Annotated in this window: 26 protein-coding genes; 11 read left to right on the top strand and 15 right to left on the bottom strand. The window is 42.1% G+C overall.

Going from position 1 to position 24,802, the window contains the following annotated elements:
- Nucleotides 1-39: 39 nt before the first annotated feature.
- Nucleotides 40-1,929, bottom strand: a complete 1,890-nt coding sequence (htpG, locus tag CLV32_RS21905) for a molecular chaperone HtpG (protein WP_208111075.1) — start codon at nt 1,927-1,929, stop codon at nt 40-42.
- A 156-nt stretch (nt 1,930-2,085) separates the two neighbouring features.
- Here htpG and CLV32_RS21900 point away from each other — a divergent pair, with 156 nt between their 5' ends.
- On the top strand, nt 2,086-3,315 hold the full coding sequence (locus tag CLV32_RS21900; protein WP_133559111.1) for a M16 family metallopeptidase: 1,230 nt from the start codon (nt 2,086-2,088) through the stop codon (nt 3,313-3,315).
- 56 nt (nt 3,316-3,371) lie between these two features.
- A complete protein-coding gene (gene def, locus CLV32_RS21895; protein WP_133559110.1) occupies nt 3,372-3,932 on the top strand; it encodes a peptide deformylase in 561 nt (186 codons plus the stop codon).
- Nucleotides 3,933-3,935: 3 nt separating this feature from the next.
- On the opposite strand, the gene CLV32_RS21890 is transcribed toward def, so the two are convergent.
- Genes CLV32_RS21890 through CLV32_RS21880 form a run of 3 tightly spaced genes read right to left on the bottom strand, consistent with a single transcriptional unit; the run spans nt 3,936 to nt 6,013 of the window.
- Nucleotides 3,936-4,601 carry a hypothetical protein gene (locus tag CLV32_RS21890; RefSeq protein WP_133559109.1) on the bottom strand — a complete coding sequence of 222 codons (666 nt, stop codon included), beginning with the start codon at nt 4,599-4,601 and terminating at the stop codon, nt 3,936-3,938.
- A 55-nt stretch (nt 4,602-4,656) separates the two neighbouring features.
- Nucleotides 4,657-4,902 (bottom strand): NifU family protein, encoded by a 246-nt coding sequence (locus CLV32_RS21885; RefSeq protein WP_133559108.1) that lies wholly within the window; start codon nt 4,900-4,902, stop codon nt 4,657-4,659.
- A gap of 34 nt (nt 4,903-4,936) precedes the next feature.
- Nucleotides 4,937-6,013: an Mrp/NBP35 family ATP-binding protein gene (locus tag CLV32_RS21880; RefSeq protein ID WP_208111074.1), complete on the bottom strand. Its 1,077-nt coding sequence runs from the start codon at nt 6,011-6,013 to the stop codon at nt 4,937-4,939.
- Between the two features lie 119 nt (nt 6,014-6,132).
- On the opposite strand from CLV32_RS21880, the gene CLV32_RS21875 reads away from it, so the two are divergent.
- Genes CLV32_RS21875 through CLV32_RS21865 form a run of 3 tightly spaced genes read left to right on the top strand, consistent with a single transcriptional unit; the run spans nt 6,133 to nt 9,570 of the window.
- Complete coding sequence (locus CLV32_RS21875; RefSeq protein WP_133559107.1) at nt 6,133-8,310, top strand: transglycosylase domain-containing protein; 2,178 nt, start codon at nt 6,133-6,135, stop codon at nt 8,308-8,310.
- 1 nt (nt 8,311) lies between these two features.
- The gene (hpt, locus tag CLV32_RS21870) at nt 8,312-8,851 is read left to right on the top strand and encodes a hypoxanthine phosphoribosyltransferase (protein WP_133559106.1); all 540 of its coding nucleotides are present in this window, start codon (nt 8,312-8,314) and stop codon (nt 8,849-8,851) included.
- Nucleotides 8,852-8,910: 59 nt separating this feature from the next.
- The gene (locus CLV32_RS21865) at nt 8,911-9,570 is read left to right on the top strand and encodes a phosphatidylserine decarboxylase family protein (RefSeq protein WP_133559105.1); all 660 of its coding nucleotides are present in this window, start codon (nt 8,911-8,913) and stop codon (nt 9,568-9,570) included.
- A gap of 46 nt (nt 9,571-9,616) precedes the next feature.
- On the opposite strand, the gene CLV32_RS21860 is transcribed toward CLV32_RS21865, so the two are convergent.
- The 3 genes from CLV32_RS21860 to CLV32_RS21850 form a co-directional block, all read right to left on the bottom strand.
- Nucleotides 9,617-10,843 carry a Glu/Leu/Phe/Val dehydrogenase dimerization domain-containing protein gene (locus tag CLV32_RS21860; RefSeq protein ID WP_133559104.1) on the bottom strand — a complete coding sequence of 409 codons (1,227 nt, stop codon included), beginning with the start codon at nt 10,841-10,843 and terminating at the stop codon, nt 9,617-9,619.
- 97 nt (nt 10,844-10,940) lie between these two features.
- Nucleotides 10,941-11,288, bottom strand: coding sequence for a 50S ribosomal protein L19 (rplS, locus tag CLV32_RS21855; RefSeq protein WP_133559103.1), 348 nt, complete (start codon nt 11,286-11,288; stop codon nt 10,941-10,943).
- A 99-nt stretch (nt 11,289-11,387) separates the two neighbouring features.
- Nucleotides 11,388-11,756: a hypothetical protein gene (locus CLV32_RS21850; RefSeq protein ID WP_133559102.1), complete on the bottom strand. Its 369-nt coding sequence runs from the start codon at nt 11,754-11,756 to the stop codon at nt 11,388-11,390.
- A gap of 127 nt (nt 11,757-11,883) precedes the next feature.
- Here CLV32_RS21850 and CLV32_RS21845 point away from each other — a divergent pair, with 127 nt between their 5' ends.
- Nucleotides 11,884-12,240 (top strand): hypothetical protein, encoded by a 357-nt coding sequence (locus CLV32_RS21845; protein ID WP_133559101.1) that lies wholly within the window; start codon nt 11,884-11,886, stop codon nt 12,238-12,240.
- Here CLV32_RS21845 and trmD read toward each other — a convergent pair.
- The 3 genes from trmD to CLV32_RS21830 all read right to left on the bottom strand — a co-directional run bounded on the left by trmD (nt 12,237) and on the right by CLV32_RS21830 (nt 14,140).
- Nucleotides 12,237-12,914 carry a tRNA (guanosine(37)-N1)-methyltransferase TrmD gene (trmD, locus tag CLV32_RS21840; protein ID WP_133559100.1) on the bottom strand — a complete coding sequence of 226 codons (678 nt, stop codon included), beginning with the start codon at nt 12,912-12,914 and terminating at the stop codon, nt 12,237-12,239. The genes CLV32_RS21845 and trmD overlap by 4 nt on opposite strands.
- Before the next feature lie 38 nt (nt 12,915-12,952).
- On the bottom strand, nt 12,953-13,480 hold the full coding sequence (rimM, locus tag CLV32_RS21835; RefSeq protein WP_133559099.1) for a ribosome maturation factor RimM: 528 nt from the start codon (nt 13,478-13,480) through the stop codon (nt 12,953-12,955).
- A gap of 99 nt (nt 13,481-13,579) precedes the next feature.
- Nucleotides 13,580-14,140 (bottom strand): 30S ribosomal protein S16, encoded by a 561-nt coding sequence (locus CLV32_RS21830; RefSeq protein WP_133559098.1) that lies wholly within the window; start codon nt 14,138-14,140, stop codon nt 13,580-13,582.
- A gap of 140 nt (nt 14,141-14,280) precedes the next feature.
- On the opposite strand from CLV32_RS21830, the gene CLV32_RS21825 reads away from it, so the two are divergent.
- Nucleotides 14,281-14,601: a heavy metal-binding domain-containing protein gene (locus CLV32_RS21825; RefSeq protein WP_133559097.1), complete on the top strand. Its 321-nt coding sequence runs from the start codon at nt 14,281-14,283 to the stop codon at nt 14,599-14,601.
- 61 nt (nt 14,602-14,662) lie between these two features.
- On the opposite strand, the gene pfkA is transcribed toward CLV32_RS21825, so the two are convergent.
- From pfkA to CLV32_RS21805, 4 genes are all read right to left on the bottom strand, one after another.
- A complete protein-coding gene (pfkA, locus tag CLV32_RS21820; RefSeq protein WP_133559096.1) occupies nt 14,663-15,646 on the bottom strand; it encodes a 6-phosphofructokinase in 984 nt (327 codons plus the stop codon).
- A 7-nt stretch (nt 15,647-15,653) separates the two neighbouring features.
- A complete protein-coding gene (locus tag CLV32_RS21815; protein ID WP_133559095.1) occupies nt 15,654-17,345 on the bottom strand; it encodes a protein-disulfide reductase DsbD family protein in 1,692 nt (563 codons plus the stop codon).
- A gap of 147 nt (nt 17,346-17,492) precedes the next feature.
- The gene (locus tag CLV32_RS21810; RefSeq protein ID WP_133559094.1) at nt 17,493-17,942 is read right to left on the bottom strand and encodes a protein-disulfide reductase DsbD domain-containing protein; all 450 of its coding nucleotides are present in this window, start codon (nt 17,940-17,942) and stop codon (nt 17,493-17,495) included.
- A gap of 57 nt (nt 17,943-17,999) precedes the next feature.
- Nucleotides 18,000-18,779, bottom strand: a complete 780-nt coding sequence (locus CLV32_RS21805; protein WP_133559093.1) for a biotin--[acetyl-CoA-carboxylase] ligase — start codon at nt 18,777-18,779, stop codon at nt 18,000-18,002.
- Between the two features lie 43 nt (nt 18,780-18,822).
- On the opposite strand from CLV32_RS21805, the gene rsfS reads away from it, so the two are divergent.
- The 4 genes from rsfS to CLV32_RS21785 all read left to right on the top strand — a co-directional run bounded on the left by rsfS (nt 18,823) and on the right by CLV32_RS21785 (nt 23,219).
- Nucleotides 18,823-19,197, top strand: a complete 375-nt coding sequence (gene rsfS / locus CLV32_RS21800; protein WP_133559092.1) for a ribosome silencing factor — start codon at nt 18,823-18,825, stop codon at nt 19,195-19,197.
- An 80-nt stretch (nt 19,198-19,277) separates the two neighbouring features.
- Nucleotides 19,278-21,377 (top strand): ATP-dependent zinc metalloprotease FtsH, encoded by a 2,100-nt coding sequence (gene ftsH, locus CLV32_RS21795; RefSeq protein WP_133559091.1) that lies wholly within the window; start codon nt 19,278-19,280, stop codon nt 21,375-21,377.
- 49 nt (nt 21,378-21,426) lie between these two features.
- Nucleotides 21,427-22,071 (top strand): LutC/YkgG family protein, encoded by a 645-nt coding sequence (locus tag CLV32_RS21790; protein ID WP_133559090.1) that lies wholly within the window; start codon nt 21,427-21,429, stop codon nt 22,069-22,071.
- A gap of 65 nt (nt 22,072-22,136) precedes the next feature.
- Complete coding sequence (locus tag CLV32_RS21785; protein WP_133559089.1) at nt 22,137-23,219, top strand: 3-oxoacyl-ACP synthase III family protein; 1,083 nt, start codon at nt 22,137-22,139, stop codon at nt 23,217-23,219.
- Here CLV32_RS21785 and CLV32_RS21780 read toward each other — a convergent pair.
- Complete coding sequence (locus CLV32_RS21780) at nt 23,216-24,712, bottom strand: tetratricopeptide repeat protein (RefSeq protein ID WP_133559088.1); 1,497 nt, start codon at nt 24,710-24,712, stop codon at nt 23,216-23,218. The two genes, CLV32_RS21785 and CLV32_RS21780, sit on opposite strands and share 4 nt — an antisense overlap.
- Nucleotides 24,713-24,802: the final 90 nt, after the last annotated feature.

The raw sequence follows: 24,802 nt of genomic DNA, 5'->3' as shown, positions 1-24,802 counted from the left end.
CTGAGATTCGATAACGCCCTTCGTCTATTTTAAAGCTGGTTAGATTAACTCTACACTTCTGCTTACAAATTCTGTCAACTCTGCTCCTGTTAACATCCCTTGAGCCAATAAAGCCAAATCCATAGCCTGTTTAGCTAACTTGCCTTGTGCTTCTGCATCTGTTGTTTCAAGAATTTTCGCAATCAGCTTATGGTTTCCGTTGATGGCAACTTTATAGTTGTCAGGCATACTTCCGTAGAAGCTCATGCCGCCACCCATCTGTGCCATATCTTTCATCCTGCGCATAAACTCATCCATTGTTACTGTTACCGGCAACTCTTCTGGGTTTAGACCTACAATCTCTACATTGAAACCTGGTTTAGTAATCGCTTTTTCGAAAACTTCTTTTACTGTCTTAGACTGGTCTTCTGAAAGTACGGACTCCAATAACTCATCTTTCTCAATTAGCTTGCTTGCTACGCTCGAATCCACACGTTTTAAAGAAGTCTTCTCTAGTTTTTGCTCCAGCGTATTGATAAAATGATTGTCGATAGGAGAGTTCATCAACAATACATCATAGTCTTTTTTGTTTGCCGACTGGATAAAGCTATCCTGTTTAGATGGATCATTACTATAGATATATACAACTTGTCCGTTTTTATCCGTTTGATTGTCTTTTACCTTATCATGGTACTCGCCAAGCGTAAATTGTTCATTTTTAGTATTGGTTAGCAATGCGAAGTCTTTAGCTTTATCGTAGAATTTCTCTTCGCTTACCATACCGTATTTCACGAACAGACCAATGTCGCCCCATTTCTCTTCATAACCTTTACGGTCTTTATTGAAAAGTTCCTGAAGTTTGTCAGCTACCTTTTTAGTAATATAGCTGTTGATTTTTTTAACATTGCTATCAGCCTGAAGGAAACTTCTCGATACGTTTAAAGGAATATCCGGAGAGTCAATTACACCATGCAACAACATCAGGAATTCAGGAACAATATCTTTTACTTCGTCGGTAATAAACACCTGACGTGAATACAACTTAATCTTATTGCGTTGGAGGTCGAGATCATTTTTAACCTTAGGGAAGTATAAAACACCGGTCAGGTTAAATGGATAATCTACATTCAGGTGGATCCAGAATAAAGGATCTTCTGAGAACGGATATAATTGTTTATAGAAATCAAGGTAATCTTCGTCTGACAAATCAGCAGGTGATTTTGTCCAGATCGGATTTGTGGTATTGATGATCTTATCAACCTCAACAGACTTTGTTTTAGGCTTGCCTTCTTCATCTTCGCCATCCGGCTCCTGAACTGTTTTGGTACCAAACTTAATTGGCACAGGAAGGAACTTACCATATTTATCAAGGATTTCCTCCAGCTTGCTTTGAACAAGAAACTCTTCAGACTCAGCATTTACATGCAGGGTAATGGTTGTACCACGCGTAGTACGGTTGCCCTCAGAAATTTCGTAAGATGTACTTCCGTCACAAACCCATTTAGCTGGCTCTGCACCATCCTGATAAGAGAGCGTTTGAATCTCCACAAGATCCGACACCATGAAGGCTGAATAGAAGCCTAAACCAAATTTACCGATGATTTCGTTCGCATCTTTAGCATCTTTGAATTTCTCTACAAACTCACTTGCACCAGAAAAAGCAACCTGATTGATGTATTTTTTAATCTCTTCAGCAGTCATCCCCAATCCATTATCAAGGATACTAATCGTCTTTTTCTCTGCATCTAAAATTACCTCTACCAAAGGCTCTCCCAGCTCCCCATTATATTGACCTAATGCAGCAAGGCGTTTGATTTTCTGTACAGCATCAACGGCGTTGGAAACCAACTCGCGTAAAAAAATCTCGTTGTCTGAGTACAGGAATTTTTTAATGATCGGAAAAATGTTCTCGGTGTGTATGGAAATACTTCCCTTTTCTTCTATGCTCATATATTGAATTATTTTGTTTTATCGTTTATTAACATCCTCTATCAAGCCCTGTTCCAATTGGAAAATATTGTCAATTTGACAGATCGATTTCGTCTTCCAGACAGCGCTTGAAAAATTATAATCGCGTGATATATTTCTCTGTATCTTTGTCATCCAATGGAATACAATGTTCATACCCTGCCCAACGGCATACGCTTACTTCACGTACCTTCTGCATCTGCAATCTCTCACGCCTGCATTTTAATCAATAGCGGTTCCCGCGATGAGCAGCCTGAAGAATCGGGCTTGGCGCACTTTATTGAACACCTGGTTTTTAAACGCACAGAAAAAAGAACGACTAACCAAATCCTGAATAGACTGGAAAGTGTGGGCGCAGATCTTAATGCATATACGACTAAAGAATACACCTGTATCCATGCTTCCTTTCTTAATCCATACCTGGAAAGAACACTGGAGTTATTCAACGACATCGTATTCCACTCTACTTTCCCCGAAGAAGAACTTGACAAGGAAAAAGGAGTGATCCTGGACGAAATATCTTCCTATCTGGACCAGCCTGAAGAAGCTATCTATGATGATTTCGAGGACCTGGTTTTTGCCAACCACTCCCTTGGCAGGAATATCCTGGGCACAAAAGATTCTGTAAGTGCGTTTACAAGTGCCGATATCCGCAGGTTTATGGCTGCCAATTACCATACAGACAAAATGGTAATTGCTGTTATAGGCAATTATTCATTTAACAAACTGATCAAAACTGGCGCTAAACATTATAGCGATATCCCATCCAACCTATATCATCCAACACGACAAGCACCGGAAGAAGTACCTATTGTAAACGAAGTAATCAGTAAACCGATCAGTCAGGCACACGTGATGCTTGGTGCCCAGGCGTATTCATTATACCATCCTTACAAAACCGGCCTCCTGCTACTCAACAACCTCCTTGGCGGAACAGGCATGAGCTCCATCCTTAATCTGCAGTTGCGCGAGAAATATGGAATCGCCTACACCATAGAAAGTGGTTATAGCCCACTGAGTGATACAGGAATCTTCACGCTTTACTTCGGCACAGATCAGGAAAAAGTAGATCGCGCAATGTCGCTGATCTTTAAGGAATTTAAGAAACTCAATGATCACCCACTCACAGAAGTCCAGCTTCAGAAAGCGAAAAATAAGTTTATAGGTCAAATCGCCCTTGGTGAGGAGAACCGCATTGGCCTGATTATTTCTATGGCCAAAAGCCTGATCGATTACGATCATATCGATGATCTTGAAACTGTATTCCGAAAAATCCAGGCTGTGTCGACCGGTGAAATGGCTGAAATTTCACAAACACTACTGAATCCTAAAAATCTTAGTGCCCTAACTTTTTATCCTTTGCCTTAATATTTGTATTTTTGCAGGATGCGGCATATTGAGCGCTGCACAAATAACATTAAACCATGAAATTACCTATTGTAGCTTACGGCGACCCAGTTTTAAGAAAAGTTTGTACAGCAATCGAACAAACTTATCCTGACCTGCAAAAACTGATCAGCAATATGTTTGACACCATGTATGCTGCCAGCGGTGTTGGCTTAGCTGCACCTCAGATCGGCCTCCCGATTCGCTTGTTTATCGTTGACACAGGTGAAGATGAGGATGGTAATCCAGGCTACAAAAAAGTATTTATCAATGCCGAGATTCTCGAAGAAACAGGCGAAGCCTGGGCTTTCAATGAAGGTTGTCTGAGCATCCCAAATGTAAGGGAAGATGTTTTCCGTAAACCTAACATCAAAATCCGGTATGTTGACGAAAATTTTGTTGAGCACACCGACGATGTTACCGGCATGCCTGCTCGTGTAATTCAACACGAATACGATCATATTGAAGGTAAACTATTTACTGACACCCTGGGCCTGTTACGCAAAAGAATGCTCAAGTCAAAGCTTGATTCTATTGCAAAAGGAAATGTACGTACGGATTATAAAATGAAGTTTCCACAGCAAAGTAAAAAGAGATAACGCCTAGTTATCGCTTTCCCTGCTCTTATCACCATTAAAAATTTGCTGCATTAGCTTGCCCCAGGCAAAAGGATTTAGCAGAGGATTGGTCTGAACCATGTTTTTATTCAGCGCACGGTCGTGCGCCAAACGCCAGTTGATATTGGAGATTTCCCCCGCATCACGGGATAATGTTTGCAGCATTCCGCTCAGCTTTTTGCCAGACAGATTTTTCCGCGCAATTTCATAATCATCATCAGCAATCTTCAGGGACAGGAAATCCTTCGTAAACTCCTCTGCGGTGGCCCATGGAAGAACGCGCACCATTGGAAGATACGTAATCTCTGATTTCATCCGTACCATCTGGGTATACTGACTGCTGTTCAACATCGTTGGGATCGTCATCTCCACTTTAGAAAAGCCAATTGCAGTATATTGCAGGATATCTCCCGGATGTACAATGATCGAAAAATACCCCTTATAATTGGCAGCGTAGCGTTGACTGTTCGTGATGTTGGTAATCGTCACGTATGGTATAACACTATTGCTATCCACATCCGTAATAATCCCTGAAAATTGAATCAATTTATCTCCACGCTCTAATCGCTCTTCGCGCTCTCCAACAACTTTTTGCTGAGCGAAGAGGCCAAAAGAAATTGACACCAACAGAAGGGAAAAAATATACTTCATTTTACAAAAGTACTTTGAATAAGGATATTGGGTAGTTAAAATGTGTTAAATTGAGCTATACAGGCTCTGCCAGATTTACTGCAACTACCGAGGTGATCTCAGGCACAGCCTTCATGATCGCCTGCTCAATCCCAGCTTTCATGGTCATGAAGCTCATTTTACATGAGCCGCAGTTGCCTAAAAGTTTCAATTTAACAACCTTATCTGCCGTAATCTCTTCAATAGCAACATCACCTCCATCAGCTATCAGATAGGGACGGATGGTTTCCAGTGCTTGCTCTACTTGTTCGGTTAGATTCATTATGTAAATTTAAAAATATAAAAATAGTAATTTTTTAACAATTAACGGCTCCGACATTCTGTATCGAGATCTGTTGTGCTACTTTTCCTGCCAGCTCAGCAAATACTGCCGACAATGGACTTTCTGCATTTAGCGCAATTGGCGTACCACTATCACCTCCCTCACCAATGCTCTGTACAATTGGGATCTCTCCAAGGAAAGGAACATTAAAGGTTGATGCTAATGCTTTACCCCCATCTTTACCAAAAATATAATATTTGTTTTCCGGTAATTCTGCAGGCGTGAAATACGACATGTTTTCAATAACACCCAACACAGGGATATTGATGCTTGGCATCTGGAACATCGCAAGCCCTTTACGTGTATCAGCCAGTGCAACCTGCTGTGGTGTGGTTACAATCACCGCTCCGGCAATAGGGAAACTCTGTGTAATGGTAATATGAATATCTCCTGTTCCCGGCGGAAGGTCTACAATCAGGTAGTCCAGTTCGCCCCAATCTGCATCGTTAAATAACTGTTTAACGGCATTGGATGCCATCGGTCCACGCCATGGTACAGGCTGGTCAGGATCCGCAAAAAAGCCCAATGACAATAGCTTGATTCCATACTTTTCTATTGGCAGGATCAACGTCTTGCCATCAGCAGTCTCACGCGCACTTGGCTTGGCAGATACCAGACCAAACATCGTAGGCACTGATGGCCCGTAAATATCTGCGTCAATAAGGCCCGTTTTTGCGCCGTCTTTTGCCAGGGCAATGGCAAGATTGCTGGCTACAGTAGATTTTCCAACACCTCCTTTTCCTGACGAAACTAAAATGATGTTTTTTATGTTATTAAGCTGGGTAGTATCCATAGGTTTGGTTACGCGCGAAGTGATATTAATTTCGACCAGGGCTTCCTGACTAACAAAATATTTGATCGCATTCAGACAAGCATTTTTCAACATGTCCTTCATCGGACAGGCTGGTGTAGTTAGCTCAAGGGTGAAACGTATATTTTTATCTTCAACCTCCAGGTCCTTGATCATGTGCAGGGTAACCAGATCCTTTTTAAGATCAGGGTCTTCCACATTTCTAAGTGCCGACAACACTTGTTCTTTGGTAATTATCATTAGTACAAAATTAACAAAACATAGCCACAATTAATTGATTTTAGGCTTTTTAAACGTAATTTTAACACGAAATAAACATTTGCTTTTTACGTTTTAGCGATAACCTTCTATTTTACAGCATGCAGTTTCCCAAAATTAACATTCCTAAAAAACACTTAAAGATCGGTGCCTGGGTTTTAGGAATTTTTCTTGTCATCCTAGTTATTTTGGGATCTATCGCTTACAGCAAACGCGAAGCGCTCCTTAAGAAAATGATAGCCAAAGCGATAGCTAAAGCAGACCACGACTATGGCCTTGAGGTAAAGATTGGAAAAGCGAGATTTACAGGTCTTAGCACTGTTAGTCTGAGCTCCATTTCCGTAGTCCCTAAAGAGCGTGACACGCTGTCAACAATCAGCGAAATGTCTGTTGGCGTTAAACTGCTCCCGCTTATTTTTGGTAACGTAAAACTCTCGGAACTTAAGCTCGATAAAGGAAAACTCAATGTCGTTGTCCGCGATTCAATCACCAACCTTGATTTTATCCTGAAGAGGAAGAAAAAAGATACCGTTACCAAAAACAAGGTAGACCTATCACAGATCGCAGAGAACCTGCTCAATGAGGTGCTCTATAAAATCCCCGATAACATGGAGGTCAAAAACCTCTTGTTTCAGTTGAACGACAATGACACTGCGCAACTGAAGTTTCTGACTACCGTAGCGACAATTGATGATGGAGACCTCAAGTCTACCATCCTTGTAAATGATAAACAGGCAACATGGCATGTTAACGGAAAGGTAAAGCCCGGTAAAAAACAAATGGACGTGCTCTTCTTTGCCGACAAACAGAAGGTTCAGCTCCCTTACCTTAACAATAAAATCCATGCTGTACTGAGTTTCGACACTGTACGCACGCAACTGAAGGATGCTGCTTACAGCGGTGATGATTTTAAGATCTCGGGCTCCTGGTCGGTCCGCAACCTGTTGATCAACCATAAAAGAATAGCCTCAAACGATATCATCGTTCCTACCGCACGGGTAGATGCAGATATCCTGGTCGGATCAAATTACCTGGCCCTGGATAGCTCCTCTACAGTTTACCTCAATAAAGCCGAAGTACACCCGTACCTGAAATACACACTCACAAAAGATAAAGTTTACGAAGTCAAGATGCGCACCGGAGAACAGGATGCACAGGCCATTCTGGATGGTTTTCCACAAGGCTTGTTTGAATCACTTGAAGGCCTGAAAGTATCTGGCAAAGTGAAATATGACCTTGATTTTTATATGGATACCGCCATTCCCGATAGCGTAAAATTTAGTTCTACGCTAAAACCTATTGGGTTTAAAATCCTGAAATGGGGTAAAACAGACTTGCAGAAAATCAACAGCACTTTTGTGTATACGCCCTACGAGTATGGCAAGCCGATGCGCGACATTACGATTGGCCCCACAAACCCAAACTTCACCCCATTGGGTGACATCTCCAGCAACTTCAAAAATGCCTTGTTAACATCAGAAGACCCTTCTTTCTTTAGCCATAAAGGTTTCGTAGAAGAATCTATCAGAAAATCTATTGCCGTAAACTTTAAGAAGAAAAAGTTTGTACGCGGTGGTAGTACCATTTCCATGCAACTGGTTAAAAATGTCTTTTTAAGTCGCCAGAAAACACTTGCCCGCAAGGCCGAAGAGATTCTTATTGTGTGGCTGATCGAAAATAACAGGCTAATCTCTAAACAACGCATGCTGGAAGTCTATTTCAACATTATAGAAATGGGCAGGAATGTGTATGGAATTGGTGAAGCATCCAGGTATTATTTCGGCAAAACACCAGCAGAACTCAATGTAGGCGAAGGAATCTTCCTTGCCAATATCGTTCCTAACCCTAAAATTGCCCTGTTCAAATTTAATGGCGATGGTAGCTTAAAAGAATACCTGCACCCCTATTTCCGTTATATGGGGAATATTATGGCCCGTCGTGGATTAACACAGGCTGATACAACAGGCTACGGCTTCTACAATGTACGTTTGAGAGAAGGCCTGAGACAATATCTGCTTCCTGATACCATCAGTGTAGATACTACTGCTTTTGACAGTGATGAGCCCGTAATGCCTGCCGTAAACACCCAGGATGCCTCCAAGAGCCTATTTGACAGGATCTTTGGCGGAGGAAAAAAAGATACCACAAACAACCAGGCCATAAAGCCTGCAGATACCGTAAAAACCAGAAAGCAGCTGCGCCAGGAACGCCGGGAGCAGAAGAAGCGCGAGAAAGAACTCGAAAAAGCTAAAAAAGCCAACGGGGGCGAACCCGGTTAACATGCATAAAATTCAAGTAGCAGACAGAGCATTCGGGATCTTCCTGGAGAACGAAAACATCAATAAAAGAATTAGCCTCATCAGCATTCAGCTCAATGTAGACTATGAGGACCGCTGCCCGCTGTTTATTGGCGTGTTAAATGGTAGCTTCATGTTTATGTCCGACCTGCTTAAAGAAGTGAGCATTTCATGCGAGGTAGCCTTTATAAAGGTCTCTTCTTATGAAGGCACAGAAAGTACCGGCGCCATCAAAGAGACCTTCGGACTGCCCCAGGATCTGCATAACCGGGATATTATTATCGTAGAAGATATCGTGGATACTGGCTTTACATTGGAGCACATCCTTGCTCAGGTGCACGCTCAAAAGCCGGCTTCCGTAAAAGTTTGCAGTCTGCTGTTAAAACCCGAATCGCTTAAAAAAGAAATTCCAGAACTGGAATATGTAGGCTTTGAAATCCCCAATGAGTTTGTTGTAGGCTATGGCTTAGACTACAACGGCCTGGGTCGCAACCTCAAAGACATTTACAGGGTGATCGATTAAGATCATTCTCTAAATCCTAATAATTTTTTACATTTTTGCAGTATTAAGAATTTTCCATCATGACCATACATAAAGAAGGATACACAACGATAGCACTAACCGTGCTTTTTATTTTTGTGTTAAATGCATTTATTGATTACAAATTTGCAGACCTTGCCTGGCTCAGGTGGTTCATCTACCTTTTCTCACTCTCCCTGTTCCTGATTGTACTGCAATTTTTCAGAAATCCATCGCGCAGTTTTACCGCCGGAGATAAACTTATTATCTGCCCTGCAGATGGTAAGGTCGTAGTAATTGAAGAAACAGAAGAACCTGAATATTTTAAGGATAAGAGACTACAAGTGTCTATTTTCATGTCACCAGTAAACGTACACATCAATAGAAATCCTATTTCTGGTGTTGTGGCCTTTTTTAAATACCACCCCGGCAAATATCTTGCTGCCTGGAATCCGAAATCATCCACAGAAAACGAACGTACCACTACCGTAGTAACACATAGCAATGGCACACCAGTCCTGTTCCGTCAAATCGCCGGTGCATTGGCCAGAAGAATAGTCTGGTATATTAAAGAAGGTGATGCCGTAGAACAAAGCAAAGAGTTTGGCTTTATTAAGTTCGGTTCCAGAGTAGATATTTTCCTGCCACTGGGTACCAAGGTCAACCTGGAACTTAACCAGGTAGTGAAAGGAGGAATAACAGTCCTCGGAGAACTTAGCTAACAAAAAAAACCTCAGCGTTTGCTGAGGTTTTTTTTATGTCCGGTAATTAAACGAGTTGTTTCAAGGCAATTTCAAATGCCGTACTTGATAATTTAACCGGTTCAGCAGATACATCATGCACTGCTTTTAAAGCTTTGTAGATAATATCAGATGCATCAGAGAAAATCGCATCGTCACTCATCTCTACATTTTTTTGCATCAGATAAGCAAATACACGTGCCATACCACAGTTAGAAATGAAGTCGGGGATTACCGCTACATGCGCATCCGCATGCTCCATAATACTTCCAAAGAAGATCTCTTTATCCGCAAAAGGCACGTTTGCACCACAGGCAATTACTTCCAGTCCGCCGTTGATCAATTGATCCACTTCAGCTTGCTGAACCAGCCTTGATGCCGCAGCAGGAACAAAGATCTCTGCATTCAGCTTCCAGATCTCCTCGCTCGCTACTTCAAAAGGAATTAGCTCATCGGCAACCAGCGTGTTTCCATTTCTGTTGTTAAACAAAGCGATAATCTCCTCCATAGAGAAGCCCTCAGGCTTGATCAGGCCGCCAACACGGTCAATGATCCCGATAACCTGTACGCCACGCTGAGTAAGGTAGTAACCCGCAGCAGCAGCAACATTTCCCCAGCCCTGTATTACCGCGCGCTTACCTTTGATGCTACCACCCCAGATGTTATAAAAATGAGCGATTGATTCAGACACCCCGTAACCGGTGATCATATCAGCAACCTTATATTTTCTTTTGAAGTCGGGCGTATAATTTAAATCTTCCAGCACCTTGGATACACCATATCTTAGCTGTCCAATCTGATGGATCCGTTCGTTTTCACGGGCATGATAGTGACCGTTGATCACGCCTTCCTGAGGATGCCAAAGCCCGTAATCCTCAGTAATAGGAATTACTTCGTGGATCTCATCGATGTTAAGATCGCCACCTGTACCATAATAACTTTTCAATAGGGGCATCACCGCTTTGTACCAGCGCTGCAGCACTTCCTTTTTACGGGGATCTGCAGGATCGAAGTTGATTCCCGATTTAGCACCCCCTATCGGTGGGCCGGATACCGTAAATTTCACTTCCATCGTTTTGGCCAGCGACTCAACCTCGCGTTTATCCAAACCCTTACGCATGCGTGTACCACCACCAGCAGCACCACCACGCAACGAATTGATCACTACCCAACCTTCAGCTTCAGACTCTTTATCCTTCCACTCAAATACGATCTCAGGTCTCTTCTCCTCGAATTTTTTTAACAGTTCTTTCATATACTTGATTTTCAGGCTCCTCATCCCGCTGGAATGTGAGCAAACAAAAAAACCTCCCCGATAGCATCGGGAAGGTTAAATATGTATAAAGGATAAATTAAACCCTTTTAGATTTGATACGAGCAGCTTTACCAGTCAATTCGCGCAGATAGAATAATTTAGATCTGCGAACTTTACCGCGGCTGTTCACTTCTACCTTATCGATATTTGGAGAGTTGATAGGGAAAATACGTTCAACACCAACACCGTTAGACATCTTACGAACTGTGAAAGTTTCGCTAGCGCCTGCGCTGTTACGTTGTAATACTACGCCTTGGTAAATTTGAATACGTTCTTTATTACCTTCGCGAATTTTATAGTGAACACTCACTGTATCTCCTGATTTGAATGCAGGAAACTCATTTTTTGCGATTACCTGCTCTTCAACAAATTTTACTAAATCCATGATTTTAAGCTATTAAACCGATTTTTTGTTGTTTAAAATCGGACTGCAATATTAGGAATTTTATTTCAGAAAAAAAAGGGAATTTTATTTTTTTCCACATTACTTGATATTTCCACAATTTCGCTGTTCCATCCAGGTCTTGAAGAATTGCCGGCCGGCGGGACTTTCCAAAAAAATTTTAGGATATTCGATATCCTTCAATTCCTCAAAGATCTGCTTAAATGTTTTCCCTACCGGCTCATAATTCAATAAGGCATTAGGCTCAAGTCCAAGCAAGATCTCCAGTAAGCGAACCTTCTCATGCGGAATATCCTGATGATCACTCAACTTAATATTTCTGTAATTCCTGAAAGTGTTAACAGATATCTTCAGCAGACGCGGAAAAAGCTCCTGCGCCTGCCTGTTTTCCTTAACGGTCATCTCCTCTAAACAGGCATCAATTCTATATTTTTTCAAATCTCCGGTCATACAATTATTTATGGTTAGATTAAAAATTTTGTTTATTTTTATCAAAATAATGGAGGTTTCGCGTAAAATACTCATGTAAACATACTTATTTTTTTGGTAAAAACGTTAACAAAAACCTTATTAAATTATGTACATCAAAACTGTCGTAGATGGACTATTAAAAGAAAGAAATAGAAACTTGAGTTGGCTAGCCAAGCAAATGAACCGTACTTTCGATGGTCTAAAGTTGAGTTTAGTGAAAGGTTCCATAAAATACACAGACTTGCAAAACATGGCCAACATCCTGGAGGTGCAGCCAAAAGTCTTTTTTGAAGACAATACCGCGCTCTACGAAGCAAAAAAAGCGAGGAATATTCTGGCAGAAAAAACCGGAGAATACTCTGCAGTAAAAAGAGATTTGGAAAATTGTGCAGAGTTAGTTACCACCCTGAAGGCACAGATTAAGGACAAAGAGAAAATTATCTCCTTGTTAAATAAAAGCTAGTCTTCCAGCAGATCCGGCCGCCGCTTTTGTGTTCTGAGTAATGCCTGTTCGTGCCGCCATTCGGCTATTTTAGCCTCGTGTCCCGATAACAGGATTTCCGGAACCTTATACCCATTCCAGTCTGCAGGCCGGGTGTAAACAGGTGCATCCAATAACTCTCCCTGGAAGCTGTCAGAAAGCGCCGAGGTTTCGTCATTCAGGACACCCGGAATAAGTCGCACAACAGCGTCCACAAGTACCGCAGCTGGCAACTCCCCGCCAGAAAGCACATAGTCACCAATCGAAATCTCTCTTGTGATATAAATATCCCTGATACGCTGATCAATTCCTTTATAATGTCCGCAAAGTAACATGATGTTTTGTTGAGACGACATCTGGTTGGCGATGCTCTGATCAAGTGTTTCTCCATCAGGGCTCATAAAAATAATCTCATCATATCCCCGCTCTGATTTTAAAGCCTCGATACAACGCGCAATCGCATCAATTCCCATTACCATACCGCTACCGCCGCCATAAGGGTAATCGTCTACACTCTTCTGCTTATTAACAGAATAGTCGCGCAGATTATGCACATGAATTTCCGCGATTCCTTTTTTTTGCGCACGCTGCAGGATAGAGTGTGCAAAAGGACCGTCTAACAAACCGGGAACTACAGTGATGATATCGAAACGCATAGAACAAAGATAAAGGATTATGTGAGCTTTGGGTCTGCTTAAGCTGAAGTGTAAATTTCAAGTAGTCCATCCGGCAGATCCAACAGGATCGTCCCTTCGTCCTCATCAATCTCTACAATGATGTCTTCATTTAAAGGAAAGAGAACGTCTGTAAATTTATAGTGAACAGTCGCAACAAATTGTTGTGGGTATTCGTTCACTTCTATAATCTCTCCCAATTCCCCATGCGTCTGGTCGGTAGCAATGTACCCTTTCAGATCCATGTAAGAAAAGTCATCATCAGAAGTATCCGGCATTTTATCCAGTGGCAGATAAATCTTTTTACGTACCAGTGCCTGCGCCTTATCAATATGGTCGATATCGTCAAAGTAGAAGTTACCGGTATTATTGGTCTGCAGCTTATACGATTCCGTAAAAAAAGGAACCATCTTCCCGCTAATCTCAGCAAAGATTACGTCCAGGTCCAGTAACTCAGGTTCTTCATATTCAAAAAACAACTGCAGCTCTCCCTTCAAGCCCTTTGTTTTCGTGATATATCCAATATAAAATGCCTCTTCTTGTGTCATGGGTATTGCGTGATGGCCTGCACAATGCAAACCGCTTTAAATAAAAATAGCGAAGAAATCTCAGAGATCTCTTCGCTATGAATCCGGAACCGGCTTGAATTAAGCGTTACCTTCTTCAGTTGTTTCTTCAGTAGCAGGAGCTTCAGTAGCTACTTCATCAGTAACTTCAGCAACTTCTTCTTCTGCAGGAGCTTCTTCTACAGGTGCATTTTTGATCGCAAGAGCAGCAGCACGATCGCTGTTTTTCTTAGCTTCAGCAGCAAGAGCAACTTTTTTAGCTTCATCTTTCGATTTAGTCAGGTTGTCTTTTTTACCTTCAATTTTACCACCTTTAGCGTCTAACCACTCAGCAAATTTTGCATCAGCTTGTTCAGCAGTTAAAGCACCTTTTTTAACACCACCTTCTAAGTGTTTTTTGTATAAAACACCTTTGTAAGAAAGGATAGCACGACAAGTATCCGTAGGCTCAGCACCTTTGTTAACCCAGTCTAAAGTTTTTTCGAAATCAATTTCGATGGTTGCAGGATTGGTGTTTGGGTTATAAGAACCTAAACGCTCAATGAATTTACCATCTCTTGGAGAGCGTGAATCTGCTACTACCACGTGGAAAAAAGGTTTCCCTTTTTTACCGAATCTTTGCAATCTGATTTTAGTTGCCATAGTTTCTTTTGTTTATGTATTCAACATAGTTCCCGGAGCTACATGCTTGCGGGGCTGCAAAAATAAGTAAAATCCTGCTGATTACCAAGACGCTGTAACAATTTTCATCCAATGCCATCCAAATAATAAAAACAACTACTATGCTGATCACAACCACAAACACCGTAGAAGGAAAAAAAATCGTTAAATATGTTGGCCTCGTAACAGGAGAGACCATTATTGGTGCAAATATTTTCAAAGACCTGTTTGCCGGAATCCGGGATATCGTAGGTGGCCGCTCAGGCTCTTATGAGCAGGTTTTAAGGGAAGGTAAAAACACAGCAATCAATGAGATGCAGCAATATGCAGCAGCATTGGGTGCCAATGCCGTAATTGGTGTAGACTTGGATTATGAAACAGTAGGTTCTGGAGGTAGCATGCTTATGGTTGCTGCTTCAGGCACCGCAGTTATCATAGAATAACATACAACAAAAAAGGAGATCTGGCTGCCCAGGTCTCCTTTTTACTTATCTCTTTTCCTGATTATAAAGACAGGATCTCTACCAATTTTAACCATGCAGGTGTAATCTCCTCTGCATCGATGTGCTTAATAGCATGATCGAAAGGTGTAAATACAACTTTTCTGTTGATCTGACCCACCATTTCTCCTGATCTGCCTTCCAACAAACCCTCAACTGCCGCTACGCCCAGTCTGCTGGCAAGCACCCTGTCCATACAGCTCGGCTTGCCACCACGTTGAATATGCCCGAGTACAGAAACACGAATATCATATTGCGGAAACCTTTCCTTAAGCGCTTCAGAAACATTAAATCCACCACCAATTTCATCGCCTTCGGCAACAATGATGATTTTGGATGCTTTGTCTTTCCTGCCCATCTCCAAACGTGTAACCAGTCCGGCAATACCCATATTTGCTTCAGGGATCAGGATAGCCTCAGCACCAACGCCAATACCACTCCGCAAAGCAATCAGTCCCGAATCCCTGCCCATCACCTCTACGATGAATAAACGGTCGTGAGACTCCGCGGTATCCCGGATCTTATCTACGGCATTAATTACGGTGTTGATCGCCGTATCGTAACCAATGGTAAAATCTGTTCCCGCCAGGTCATTGTCTATTGTTCCCGGCAATCCGATTACCGGAAAATTATGCTCTGTAGCAAAAAGGTTAGCTCCGGTAAAGGTACCATCTCCACCAATTACGACTAAGGCATCAATGCCGGCAGCAACAAGTTGTTCGTGGGCCTTAGCGCGCCCGCCAATCGTCCGGAAATCATCACTCCGCGCAGTTTTTAAAATCGTTCCTCCACGCTGGATAATATTGGCCACAGATTTCCTGTCCATCTCGATAAAATCGGCATGGATCAATCCTTCATAACCACGTAACACGCCTGTAATTTCCAGGTCGTAATAGATCCCCGCTCTCACTACTGCCCTGATGGCAGCGTTCATCCCGGGAGCATCGCCACCCGATGTTAATACTGCAATTTTTTTAATCTTGTTCATCTATATCTTATTGCGCGGCTTTAAATTTGTCAAGTCCGCTTTGTAAGTATGCTGCATATTTCTGCGCATCAAATTCTGCTCCCTGAGGTTCTACCAGTGGCTTCAGATCATGACCCGCAAGCACATAAAAAGGCTGTGAGTTCGATCCATAATTAGTAGCCTGGAAATCTCCATTCCACCAGCCCAGGTCGTCAGTATTGTGTTTTAAAATCTTTGAGTAATGAACCTGCGCTGCCGGCATCTTGATCTTACGCTCATCTACATAAAGTTGAATCAACACGTATTCTTTGATCAGGTTACCAACTTCTGGTTTGATCCATACGTTATCTTCCATCCTGCGACAGTTTACACAAGCCCAACCTGTAAAATCAAGCATTACGGGCTTATTGACCTTTTTAGCATATGCAAGTCCTTCTTCTAAATCAAAGAATGGTGTAAAGCCTACAGGTTTCTTAAATACATCGTCATATTTCACTTTCACAGGCATCGAGGCATCGCCGCTTGCTGCAGCGCCACCACCTCCGGCAGTAAGGATAAAATCCTGAGTATTCATCGGCGGAGCCAGCCCGCTCAACACACTTACAGGTGCTCCCCAGAGTCCGGGAACCATATAAATAGAAAAGGCAAAGGCAAGCATAGCCAGGAACAACCTTGGCACAGAAATGAATGGAAGGTCACTGTCGTGAGAAAATTTGAGCTTACCCAACAGATATAATCCCATCATTACGAAAATTACAATCCACAATACCAGGAACACCTCCCTGTCAAACCATTCCCAATGCCATACCAGGTCTGCTGCCGACAAAAACTTTAAAGCAAAAGCAAGTTCCAGGAAACCCAGACATACCTTCACACTGTTCAACCATCCGCCAGATTTAGGCATAGAGCTTAAAAAGCCAGGGAAGATTGCCGAGATCGTAAAAGGAAGTGCCAATGCCAGGGCAAAGCCAAACATCCCGATAGCAGGACCAAGCAATGTTCCTTTAGAACTTGCTTCAACCAGTAAGGTTCCGATAATCGGACCTGTACAAGAAAAGGAAACCAGGGCTAAAGAGGCTGCCATAAAGAATATGCCCCCCAAACCTTTGCTGGTATCAGCCTTCTGATCAATTTTATTGACGAATGCACTTGGCAGGGTTATCTCAAACGCGCCAAAGAAAGAAATGGCAAATGTTACCAGCAACAGGAAGAAGAAGAAATTAAACAGCCCGCTTGAGCTGAATGCATTTAATCCCGCAGACCCGAAAAGCACGGTAATCAATAAACCAAATACCACATAGATTACAATGATGGATAGCCCATAGATCATGGCCTGCCCTATTCCTTTTTGTTTACTGCCCGCACGTTTTGTAAAGTAGCTAATGGTTAATGGAACCATTGGGAAGATACAAGGCATAAAAAAGGCCAGGAAACCACCAATCAAGCCGGCAATAAATGTTTGCCACAAGGTTTTTTGGACTTCCGACTTATGTGTTACTATGGTTGCTTCTTTTTTAACTTCTTTAGCAACGGTATCTTTTGCGATCGTATCAGACACAGCAGCTTTCCCTGCAGTATCACCGGCAGAGCCGATGGTGGTAAACTCGACATCCGAAGGCACAGAAGTAGTATCCTGCAACCTGGCTACGGCAAACAACTGACTCGAATTTAACGTGAAAACTGACAACATTAAAATGAGTCCGAAAATGACTTTCCTCATAAAAACTTTTTATGGCCGTGAAATTACTTATTATTTTTTTATTTTAAGGGTTAAGCTTTTGCTGCAACGAAGTCAGCAGCGGCATGTCAAAAACAAAAAAAGAGCGCAATTCCCTTGCGCTCTCCTCTATATATCGTGTTTAACAGCCTATTTAACCTGTACACTGAAAGGAACCTCACTTGGTGGAAGGCATTTCCGATCGTTACATGTCATAAACTCAATCGTTCCTTTTACAAGCGCCTGACCTTTTACCAGTTTCACCTTCTGTGAAAACACAACTTCGTTTTCAAAGTAACTTACATTCATCGCGAATGTCTTTTCATATTTTGTGATCGCCTTAGGCTCTGCAGTTACGCCAACTTTGCTGAATTCTTTAGATGGCGCAAACTTGATCGTGGTTTTAATCGGGCCACCTGGTTTTACATTCTGCGAATACACATGCCATCCATCTTCAATTGTTGCTTTAAGATAAACGACAGCCTCTGTGCTGCTGATTTTTTTTGAGCCAAAAGCCCATGATACAGGATCTTCGATTTGTGCCGAAGCGCCAAGTGCTGTAGTAATTAAAAGGGCAAACAATAAGGTTAATCTTTTCATTGCGGTTCTTTGTTTTTTGTTTTATGAATTCTAGTAGTAGTTATTTATGGACTCCCGTTATTGGGAATAGTTTAAAAATTCAATCTCTTTAAAGTTATAGTAAAAAGTTGTATCGTTTCTGCGCAAACCGAGCAGCCCCTCCGGACTTATATCCGTAATCTCGCCCTCAAAAGTTTCGTCACTTTGTCGGTATTCGGCAATTTGACCAAATCTATACAAATGCGCCAAGTAATCCACTTTTAACGAAGCATAATTTCCTGTTTTCAATTTCAAATAATTGCTTTCGATATGACTACAAATTTCTGCTAATAGTTGGATTAAATCAACATCCTGTTGTAAAATTCGACCCAGGGAAGTTGCTTTTGCGGCGATGGTATCGGTAAACGTCCGCTGGTTCACATTTAATCCTATGCCAATTATGGCTGATTTATAGGTGTTTCCCGACAAAATGTTTTCTATAAGCATTCCTGCAAGTTTCTGATTCCGATAATAGATATCGTTAGGCCACTTTACTTTGACATCCTCCCCAAGCCAACGCACCAAAGCATTTCTCACAGCCAGACTAATCACCATATTAAGCAAAAACTGATCGGATATCTTTAAAAATGTCGGTTTTAACAACAGCGTAAATGTCAGGTTTTTCCCGGGTTCTGTGTACCAGGTCATCTCCTTTTGCCCTCTGCCGGCATATTGGTGGTCTGCCATAATAACAGTCCCTTCTGGTAATGGCTCGGATTTTGACACCAACAACTTCATAAAGTTATTGGTAGAATCAACCTCTGATAATTTGATAAGATTTTGACCAACAAATAATGTTGAAAAAGTGTTATTTTGCAATTGTTGATTTTATATTTGTTGTTTATCAAAACTAAAACATTTAATGGTAAAAAAGAAAATCGTTAACCTTTCTACATACCTCTCAGAAATAGCCGTACATGGCATCCAGGAAAAAAAAGGAAATGATATCGTTCGGTTGGATCTAAGAAACCTGAACAGCTCCGTTTCAGATTATTTTATTGTATGTAATGCAGATTCTGCAACGCAGGTAAAAGCTATCGCCGACAGCGTGGAAGACGAAATTTATAAAAGCACACAAACCACCCCATGGCGTAAAGAAGGCCAGGAAAATGCCGAATGGATCATTCTTGATTATTTTGACATTGTAGTTCATATCTTTAAAACTGAGAAACGTGATTTCTATGGGATTGAAGACCTGTGGGGAGACGCACAGACCACCAGTTATCAGAGTGCCTAACCCTAACAACCAAATACACTTGTATTAAAAGATGAAGATGTCGCAAAACACTTCATCTACTTGAAAAAAACTATTGTCAGATGAAAGAAAAAGAAAATTTAAATACTAAGCCCAAGCTGATTAAAAGGATTCCGAATATCCCTAAGAAACCTCAAAAGGGATCGAAATTCAATATCTTTTGGGTATATGCTGCCATTATCGCAGGTATTATCCTGCTTCAGTTTCTGTTCAATACAGATACCAGCAAGCCTATTCCTTACCGCACCTTCGAAACACAGATGTTACTTCCTGGTGATGTAGAGAAAATTATTGCCTATAAATATGAAGACCTAGTACGGGCGGATGTATTTATCAAAAAAGACAAGTTAAAAGAAGGAAAATACGACGCCTACAGAACGAAAAATAACTTTGGATCAGCAGAAGGGCCAACGGTATATTTCAATGCAGGCTCTATGGACGCTCTTGATACACAACTTAAAAATTCCCAAAAGGATGTTCCTGAAGCTCAACAGGTATCTGCAGTGAAAGAAACAAGACAAAGCACCTTTAATTCCTGGTTCTTTACCGTGATCATCCCGGTATTGCTTTTCGCAGGTTTCTGGATCTTTATTATGCGTAAAATGGGTGGCGGCGCCGGTGGTGGTGGTGGCCAGATTTTTAACATTGGTAAATCTAAGGCTACATTATTCGATAAGGAAAGTCAAGTTAACGTGACATTTAATGATGTTGCCGGATTAGAGGAAGCAAAACAAGAGGTTATGGAAATCGTAGATTTCCTGAAAAACCCTAAAAAATACACCAACCTGGGCGGTAAGATCCCTAAAGGAGCCCTCCTTGTCGGTTCGCCTGGTACAGGTAAAACATTATTGGCTAAGGCAGTTGCCGGCGAAGCACAAGTGCCTTTCTTCTCCCTGTCAGGATCTGACTTTGTGGAGATGTTTGTAGGTGTAGGTGCATCCAGGGTAAGGGATTTGTTCAAACAGGCGAAAGACAAAGCACCATGTATCATCTTTATTGATGAGGTGGATGCAATCGGTCGTGCCAGAGGTAAAAACAGCATGATGGGTGGAAATGATGAGCGTGAAAATACGCTGAATCAGCTGCTTGTCGAAATGGATGGTTTCGGTACTGATTCTGGTATCATTATCCTGGCAGCTACCAACCGTCCTGACGTATTGGATACTGCATTGTTGCGCCCCGGACGTTTTGACAGACAAATCTCTATCGATAAACCAGATTTAGTTGGTCGTGAGCAAATCTTTAAAGTCCACTTGAAACCAATTAAAACAGATGTTATTGTAGATGCTAAAAAGCTGTCTGCACAAACACCAGGTTTTGCCGGTGCAGAAATTGCAAACGTATGTAACGAAGCAGCGCTGATTGCTGCCAGAAGAAATAAAGAGACTGTAGACATGCAGGATTTCCAGGATGCTATTGACCGTGTGATTGGTGGTCTGGAAAAGAAAAACAAAATCATTTCTCCTGAAGAAAAACGAATCGTTGCTTACCACGAAGCAGGTCACGCTATTGCAGGCTGGTTCCTGGAACATGCAGATCCATTGGTTAAAGTATCTATCGTTCCACGTGGCGTTGCCGCGCTTGGTTATGCACAGTACTTGCCAAAAGAGCAATTCTTGTATACTGTTGAGCAACTGACTGACGGAATGTGTATGACATTGGGTGGGCGTGTAGCAGAAGACATCGTATTTGGTAAAATCTCTACAGGTGCACAAAATGACCTGGAAAGAATTACCAAGCTTTCCTATGCCATGGTAACGATCTATGGTATGAATGATGCTGTGGGTAACGTATCGTTCCACGATCCGCAAAATGAATATAACTTCAATAAACCATACTCTGAGAAAACATCTGAACTGATCGATCTTGAGGTGCGTAAAATCATCTCTGGTGCATACGACAGAACAAAACAGCTGTTGACAGACAAACGCGAAGGTTTAGAAAAACTGGCTCAGAAACTTTTGGAAAAAGAGATCCTGTTCCAGGCTGACCTTGAAGAAATCCTTGGGAAGCGTCCTTTTGAAAACAGGACTACGTATGACGAATTTGTAAACGGAACCGGAGACCAGACTCCCGCTGCCGAAGGTTTGATTCATTCTGGCGTAGGCGAAACCACAGATCCTTCTGCGGTAATCAGCCCGGCCAAATCTGAAGAAGCCTAATTTATTGGAGCCAGCTCCCCCTACCGGAGCTGGCTAATCCATTCTACCTATGAAGGAAAATGTCTCTTCTAAAGAGTTAATGTTAAAAAAAATAAGGAAGGCGCTGCTTGAAAAACGCGATAATCCTTATCCTAATCTGGAAGAAATTCCTGTTTATAAGCACAACGATGAGTTGCTGGAAATCCTCTTTGCCGAACAGCTGACAGGAGTATCCGGCAACTTTATTTTTTGTGAAAACGGCATAGACTTCGTCGAAAATATCCTGGAGCTCGCCGATAAGTATAAATGGAGAAAGATTTATTGCTGGGAAGAAGAATTGCAGCAGCTACTTAAAGAATACGAATTCCCTTTTTACAGTACAGATAAAGACTTCGATATGGCAGAGGTAGGTATTACTTCCTGCGAAGCTTTGATTGCCCGCAACGGCTCTGTAATGGTTTCCAATAAACAAGCATCCGGTCGCCGTCTCAGCATCTATCCCCACCACCATATCGTCATTGCCAGAACCGGTCAGCTCGTACTCGATCTGAAGGATGCCTTTCAACTGATCAAAAATAAATATGGCGCCAACATGCCCTCGATGATCAGCACCATTACCGGCCCCAGCCGTACCGCAGACATCGAAAAAACACTTGTTCTTGGTGCCCATGGCCCGAAAGAAATATTCGTATTTCTGGTTGACGATTTCTCCTGAAATTTGTAATTTCGATAAATTTATATTAGTTTTATACTGTATACCAAAACAGTATACGGTACTAAATGCGCAATAGCACCCCCCTATACTCTGTAATAACCGGAACAGGAAGCTATATTCCGGAGAATGTTATTCCCGGACATTCTTTTCTGGAAGCAGCCTTTTACGAAAACGGCCTCCGCATAGATAAAGACATTCACGAAATCATCGAGAAATTTTCTGAGATCACTGAGATCGTTGAGCGCCGCTACGTAGGTGCCGACATGTTGAATAGCGATATCGGAAAAATTGCAGCACAACGTGCTATTGAAGATGCTGGAATTGATAAAGAATCTCTTGATCATATTATCTTTTGTCACAATTTTGGCGATATCAAGGCGGGTTCAAACCGCATGGATATCCTCCCGGCATTGGCCGTCAAGGTAAAACAGGCATTAGAAATAAACAATCCGGACTGTGTGGCATACGATATCATCTTCGGTTGCCCGGGTTGGGTGCAAGGTGTTATCCAGGCCAACTATCTGATCAAAAGCGGCGATGCCAAACGCGTCCTCGTCATTGGCTCCGAAACCTTGTCAAGAATAATTGATCCGCACGACAGAGACAGCATGATCTTTTCTGATGGTGCCGGAGCTGTAGTTTTGGAGGCCCGCGAATCTGAAGAACCTATAGGTATCATCTCCCATAAAACACAGACATATGCTGTTAACTATGGCTCACTCCTGGTTATGGGAAAAAGCCATAACCCAGATGAAAATACCGGTAACACGTATATGAAAATGAATGGTCGCAAGCTCTATGAGTTTGCGGTAACAAACGTTCCACAGGTTGTAAAGCAGGCAATAGATAAGGCAGGGATTAATATTACCGACATTAAGACCGTATTTATCCATCAGGCCAATGGAAAAATGGACAATGCCATCATGAAACGCCTGTTTAAATCATATGGCCTGGATGCTGTTCCTGAAAACCTGGTACCAATGACGATTTCCTGGCTTGGCAACAGTTCTGTGGCAACAGTACCTACATTACTGGATCTGGTTAAAAACGGAAAGGTAGCAGGCTATCAGATCAAAGCTGGCGAATATGCTGTATTTGCATCTGTAGGCGCAGGCATGCACATCAATGCCTTTGTGTATAAATTCTAATCTGACAGGTTTTTAAGTCCTTGTTTAGCCTCATTGGCTATGCTGTTCTTAAATTCATGATCCTTCATATTAATAGCCATGGCATAATACGTCTTGGCTTTTTCTTTATCCTTTAACCTCGAATAGATTTTTCCCATCTGCAGGGCTGCATTGGATGCAAAGTAAAATTTCGTGTTCTTACCACTATTGATCGCATTCTGATAATAGTTTAACGCGGTCTCATCACGCTCAAGTCCGTCGTAAATCCTCCCCAGTCGGTAATAGAATTCTGTCCGGTCTTTGAGCCCCGAATAATCTGCCGCACTTTTTCCAGCAAATACCGCTAACGCCCGGTTCAGATACCCCCCATCAAACAAGAGCCTTGCTTTGAGCAGGTCAGTATTCGACACACCTGCAGCGGCGTCAGCAATCGCCTGTCTGTCTTTTTCAATGAAAGCGTACCCATTGTTCTTAACTTTGGCCGCAAAGGCCATATAGCTGCCTATATCACCTTTTAATATGGAGATCCACGACAAGTGCAGGTTTGCAGATTTAATGTAATTGGTGCCCTTATATCCTTGTAAAAAACGATTAAAATAGGTTGCTGCAGTCAGGTCAAGTTTGTTCAGCTTAGCTAGTCCGGTGAGATAATCCAGATAAGGAAAATCTGCATATACGTCGCTGGAAGGCCTCGACGCCAGAATGGCAATAGCTTCTTCATTGTGTCCGTTTTTCAAACAGACGTATGACTGGAGATAACTTTTAAGCAAACTACTGTCTGAAATACGTTGGGTAAATTTCATCGTTTTAGCATAGGCCTGCGGACTATGTACAATATCTGTTAGCGTAAATGCGTAGTAAAAGACAACTTCTTCGTAAAAGGGTTCAAAGCTGGATTTGGGCAGGTTTTCGGCTAGTTTATCTAGTATCGCCAGGCCCTTCTGGGTATTTCCGCTGATCCCGAAAGTTGCCAGAGCCGACTTAAGCACACCATCAGGCATATTTCCGAGAAATACATTTATCAATCCGATACCTTTCATATTTAAATGAAAGCCCGGAAATTTCTTGGCATTGGAGTTCAGCATTGAGTTGGCCCGTTTTACCGCCTTCGCCGACGTGAAGTACTCTCCATATTTTCCGTGCAGTAAGGCCCATTGCAAATTGATCTCTGCCTGAGCATAGAGATAGTATGGAGAGCCTTTGTCTTTATCGCCCTCTATCCTATCCAGTCTGTCGTCATACCGATCTTTTAAACGGTCAAACTCCAGTTTATTATCAGAAGTGATGAGGTAAAAATAATCTACATAATTCTCCAGTAAAGGCACAATGGAATTATCGGGATGCACGCGTTTCTCAGCCGCAATCAGTTGCTTTGCAGTATTGAGCCGGAGCTCAAAAACAGCCTGATAAGCCTTAAAACAATTGGCATTGAAATCAAAATTTGCCTGTGCAGTAAAAGGATTACTCAGGGCAACACCAAAAAGCAACAGGAACAGATATTTCTTAATTAACATTCAGTCATTCTATATAAACAGATTACGTAACAAAAATTAAGCCTTTTTGATTTTTGCCGGACACAAAAAAAGCCGGCAGATTGATCTGCC

Source organism: Pedobacter duraquae (assembly GCF_004362245.1).
GTDB classification, from domain to species: Bacteria; Bacteroidota; Bacteroidia; order Sphingobacteriales; family Sphingobacteriaceae; genus Pedobacter; species Pedobacter duraquae.
Note: the sequence above shows the minus strand (reverse complement) of the source record. Positions and strands in the feature narration are given on the sequence as shown.

Coding starts and splice junctions, on each gene's coding strand:
- pfkA (WP_133559096.1), bottom strand. CDS start 15,646: ATGAACAAGATTAAAAAAATTGCAGTATTAACATCGGGTGGCGATGCT.
- rplS (WP_133559103.1), bottom strand. CDS start 11,288: ATGGATTTAGTAAAATTTGTTGAAGAGCAGGTAATCGCAAAAAATGAG.
- rimM (WP_133559099.1), bottom strand. CDS start 13,480: ATGACACAAGAAGAGGCATTTTATATTGGATATATCACGAAAACAAAG.
- CLV32_RS21885 (WP_133559108.1), bottom strand. CDS start 4,902: ATGAATCTAACCGAACAAGTAGAGCAAGCACTGGAAACCATCCGTCCC.
- ftsH (WP_133559091.1), top strand. CDS start 19,278: ATGAAAGAAAAAGAAAATTTAAATACTAAGCCCAAGCTGATTAAAAGG.
- rsfS (WP_133559092.1), top strand. CDS start 18,823: ATGGTAAAAAAGAAAATCGTTAACCTTTCTACATACCTCTCAGAAATA.
- htpG (WP_208111075.1), bottom strand. CDS start 1,929: ATGAGCATAGAAGAAAAGGGAAGTATTTCCATACACACCGAGAACATT.
- CLV32_RS21900 (WP_133559111.1), top strand. CDS start 2,086: ATGGAATACAATGTTCATACCCTGCCCAACGGCATACGCTTACTTCAC.
- trmD (WP_133559100.1), bottom strand. CDS start 12,914: ATGCGTTTCGATATCATCACTGTAGTTCCCGGTTTGTTAGACGGTCCT.
- def (WP_133559110.1), top strand. CDS start 3,372: ATGAAATTACCTATTGTAGCTTACGGCGACCCAGTTTTAAGAAAAGTT.
- CLV32_RS21785 (WP_133559089.1), top strand. CDS start 22,137: ATGCGCAATAGCACCCCCCTATACTCTGTAATAACCGGAACAGGAAGC.
- CLV32_RS21790 (WP_133559090.1), top strand. CDS start 21,427: ATGAAGGAAAATGTCTCTTCTAAAGAGTTAATGTTAAAAAAAATAAGG.
- CLV32_RS21825 (WP_133559097.1), top strand. CDS start 14,281: ATGCTGATCACAACCACAAACACCGTAGAAGGAAAAAAAATCGTTAAA.
- CLV32_RS21815 (WP_133559095.1), bottom strand. CDS start 17,345: ATGAGGAAAGTCATTTTCGGACTCATTTTAATGTTGTCAGTTTTCACG.
- CLV32_RS21810 (WP_133559094.1), bottom strand. CDS start 17,942: ATGAAAAGATTAACCTTATTGTTTGCCCTTTTAATTACTACAGCACTT.
- CLV32_RS21780 (WP_133559088.1), bottom strand. CDS start 24,712: ATGTTAATTAAGAAATATCTGTTCCTGTTGCTTTTTGGTGTTGCCCTG.
- CLV32_RS21875 (WP_133559107.1), top strand. CDS start 6,133: ATGCAGTTTCCCAAAATTAACATTCCTAAAAAACACTTAAAGATCGGT.
- CLV32_RS21865 (WP_133559105.1), top strand. CDS start 8,911: ATGACCATACATAAAGAAGGATACACAACGATAGCACTAACCGTGCTT.
- hpt (WP_133559106.1), top strand. CDS start 8,312: ATGCATAAAATTCAAGTAGCAGACAGAGCATTCGGGATCTTCCTGGAG.
- CLV32_RS21845 (WP_133559101.1), top strand. CDS start 11,884: ATGTACATCAAAACTGTCGTAGATGGACTATTAAAAGAAAGAAATAGA.
- CLV32_RS21860 (WP_133559104.1), bottom strand. CDS start 10,843: ATGAAAGAACTGTTAAAAAAATTCGAGGAGAAGAGACCTGAGATCGTA.
- CLV32_RS21830 (WP_133559098.1), bottom strand. CDS start 14,140: ATGGCAACTAAAATCAGATTGCAAAGATTCGGTAAAAAAGGGAAACCT.
- CLV32_RS21890 (WP_133559109.1), bottom strand. CDS start 4,601: ATGAAGTATATTTTTTCCCTTCTGTTGGTGTCAATTTCTTTTGGCCTC.
- CLV32_RS21850 (WP_133559102.1), bottom strand. CDS start 11,756: ATGACCGGAGATTTGAAAAAATATAGAATTGATGCCTGTTTAGAGGAG.
- CLV32_RS21880 (WP_208111074.1), bottom strand. CDS start 6,013: ATGATAATTACCAAAGAACAAGTGTTGTCGGCACTTAGAAATGTGGAA.